This is a genomic window from Plasticicumulans sp. (assembly GCF_035331805.1).
In the GTDB taxonomy this organism is placed as follows: Bacteria; Pseudomonadota; Gammaproteobacteria; order Competibacterales; family Competibacteraceae; genus Plasticicumulans.
Map to the genome: position 1 here is coordinate 1 of NZ_DAOLKE010000387.1, position 3084 is coordinate 3084.

The following is a 3084-nucleotide window of genomic DNA, read 5'->3' on the forward strand; positions in this document are numbered from 1 at the left end:
TTGGCCATCGGACGCGCGCCGCTGGCGCCCTCGGCGCTGATGAGCCTGATCGTGTGGGCCGGCGTGCGCGCCGGGCCCGGGCCGTAACCGTCCTTCATGCCCTTCGGCCCCGGCCACCACTGGAAGCGGCCCAGCGTCGCCCGCTGGCTGGTGTCGAGCACGTCATAGAGCTTCTGCAGCGCCACGCCGCTCGCCTTCATCTGCTGCATGCGCTCCTCCAGACGCTGCTCCATGGCCTTGTGGCGCTCGATCGCACCCATGGTCTGCATCTGCTCGCGCCACTGGCGCCATTCCTCCGGCGAGCGCTGCGGCGGCTGCGGGCGGGCGGCGACGAAGGCGTCCCAGACCGGTTTCTGCTCGGGGCGCAGCTTCAGCGCCTGTTCGAGCTGCTCGAAGCGCTGCTCCATGCGCTCGTGCATGCGCGCCCAGTGCCGGGCCGGATCGCGGCCCTCGTGCATGCCGGGGCCATCGTCCGGGCCGTCCATCGGCGGCCGGGCATTGGCGAGCGGCATCGCCAGCGTCGCGGCGAGCGCGGCGACCAGCAGTGCGCTGCGCCGGCGCAGCGCCGGGGACGGATTGGGGTGACGGTCATGGAAGTTCGGGCTCATGTCGGCATCCTCCTCGGGACCTGCCTGTTTTCGACGCTGCCCATTCAACGTCGCTGCCGTCACCCGCACGCATCGGCACGTCGGCCGGGCGTAACCATGCGTAACCACCGCTGCCGCCGCGCGCACCGAACGCATATAAAAGGCGCTTATGAACGAGCACATCCTGATCGTCGACGATGACCCCGAACTGCGCCGCCTGCTGGCGGATTACCTCGGCCGCAACGGCCTGCGCGTCAGCGAGGCCGGTGACGGGACCGCGATGCACGCGGCCCTCGCCGCCGGCGGCATCGAGCTGGTGATCCTCGACCTGATGCTGCCGGGCGAGGACGGCCTGAGCCTCTGCCGCTCGCTGCGCGCGCGCTCGGCGCTGCCGGTGATCATGCTGACCGCGCGCGGTGACGACACCGACCGCATCGTCGGCCTGGAGATGGGGGCCGACGACTACCTGCCGAAGCCCTTCAACCCGCGCGAGCTGCTGGCGCGCATCCGCAGCGTGCTGCGCCGTGCGCAGAACCCGGGACCGGCCGCGAACCCCGCCGCAGCCGGCGGCGCGGCGCGCGGCGAGATCGCCGCATTCCGCTTCCATGACTGGACGCTCGATGTCGCCGCGCGCCAGCTCGTCGATCCGCAGGGCACGATCGTCGCGCTCGGCTCGGCCGAGTACCGGCTGCTGAAGGCGCTGGCCGAGCACGGCGGACGCGTGCTGTCGCGCGACCGCCTGCTCGACCTGACCCAGGGCCGCGAGGCCGGGCCCTTCGACCGCAGCGTCGACATGCTGGTCAGCCGCATCCGCCGCCGCCTCGGCGACGATCCGAAGGAGCCGGCGATCATCCGCACCGTGCGCAACGAGGGCTACCTGCTGACCGGTCCGGTCACGCGCGAATACGGCTGAGCGCGCGCCGATGCCGCACCGCCCCCGCCGCCTGCGCCTGGCTCCGGCCAGCCTGTTCGGCCGCCTGCTGCTGCTGCTGCTCGCCGGCCTCGGCGCCGCGCTCGCGCTCAGCGCCTGGCTGACGCTCACCGATCGCGGCGAGGCGCTGTACCGCGTGCTCGTCACCGACAACGCCGAGCGCATCGCCAACCTCGTCGAACTGCTCGACGGCCTCGACGAGGGCGACCGCGCGCGCGTCGTCGATGCGCTCGACCTGCCGCCGCTGTACATCCGCCTCGATCTCGCCTGGGCCGGCAACCCGGCCGAGGTCTCGCCGCAGGCCGCGGCACTCGCCGGCGCGCTGCACGCGCAGCTCGGCGACGACCGGCCGCTGGCGGTCAGCCTCAGCCACGGCGAGGCCGCCGGCAGCGGCAGGGACGAGGACGACGGCAAGGGCCGGCGGGCGCCGAGCTTCTTCGTGCAGGTCGGGCTGGCCGATGGCGGCACCGTCAGCTTCCTGTACGTGCTGCCGCGCTTCATCGGCGCGCAGCCGGTGCGGCTGCTGGCGGCGCTGGCGCTGGTCAGCGTCATCGTGCTCGCGGTGTCGGTGCTCGCCGTGCGCGGGCTGACCCGGCCGCTGGCGCGGCTCGCCGGCGCGGCGCGCGAACTCGGCACCGATCTCGAGCGGCCGCCGCTGCCGGAAACCGGGCCGGTCGAGGTGCGTGACGCGGCGATCGCATTCAACGACATGCAGGCGCGGCTGCGCCGCCAGCTCGCCGAGCGCGACCAGCTGCTCGCCGCCGTCTCGCACGACCTGAAGACGCCGCTGGCGCGCCTGCGCCTGCGCCTGGAGCTGATCGGCGAATCCGGCGTGCAGGCGCGCGCGCTCGCCGATCTCGCCGATCTCGAAACCACGGTCGCCGACACGCTCGACTTCCTGCGCGCCGGGCGCGAGGAGGCGACGGTGCCGGTCGCGATCGGCGCCCTCGCCGAGGCGCTCGCCGACGATGCCGCCGACACCGGCGCGGCGGTCGAGGTGCTCGGCGACGGCGGCGCACCGCTGCCGGCCCGGCCGCGGGCACTGCGCCGCTGTCTGCAGAACCTGCTCGACAACGCGCTGCGCTACGGCGCCGGCGACGGCCCGGTCGAGATCGTGCTGCGCGATGCACCGCAGGCGCTCGGCATCTGCATCCGCGACCGCGGCCCCGGCCTGCCGGAGACCGAACTCGAACGTGTGTTCGAGCCGTTCCGGCGCCTCGAACATTCGCGCTCGCGCGCCACCGGCGGCACCGGCCTCGGCCTGTCGATCGCCCGTGCTCTCGCCCGCAGCCACGGCGGCGAACTGACGCTCGCCAACCGCGACGACGGCCCCGGCCTCGAAGCGCGACTGACGCTGCCACGCCCGCCGGCCGCCGGCCGCAGCTGACGCGGAACACTCGACCACCATCTGGCAACGACGGCCGCGCCGGCGCCGGCGGCTCGGTTTAGACTCCGCGCTCACCGGTGAGCAATTGCACCGGAACCGTGCACGGAGACGATCTGTGGGCCCAGATGCCGATACCCCCGAAGGCCGCGCCGCCCGCGTCGATGCGCTCGACCGCGAGC

Annotated in this window: 3 protein-coding genes; 2 read left to right on the forward strand and 1 reads right to left on the reverse strand. The window is 73.9% G+C overall.

What is annotated here, in order from left to right; translation table 11 throughout:
• Positions 1–608: Spy/CpxP family protein refolding chaperone (locus PKE44_RS17260; RefSeq protein WP_324553739.1), on the reverse strand; the 608-nt coding region annotated here is incomplete at its 3' end.
• Between the two features lie 148 nt (positions 609–756).
• Between PKE44_RS17260 and PKE44_RS17265 the strand changes: the two genes are divergently transcribed.
• Together PKE44_RS17265 and PKE44_RS17270 are read left to right on the forward strand one after the other, a co-directional pair.
• Entirely contained in the window at positions 757–1500 is a 744-nt protein-coding gene (locus tag PKE44_RS17265) for a response regulator (RefSeq protein WP_324553741.1), read from the forward strand.
• 10 nt (positions 1501–1510) lie between these two features.
• Positions 1511–2905, forward strand: coding sequence for an ATP-binding protein (locus PKE44_RS17270; protein WP_324553743.1), 1395 nt, complete (start codon positions 1511–1513; stop codon positions 2903–2905).
• Positions 2906–3084: the final 179 nt, after the last annotated feature.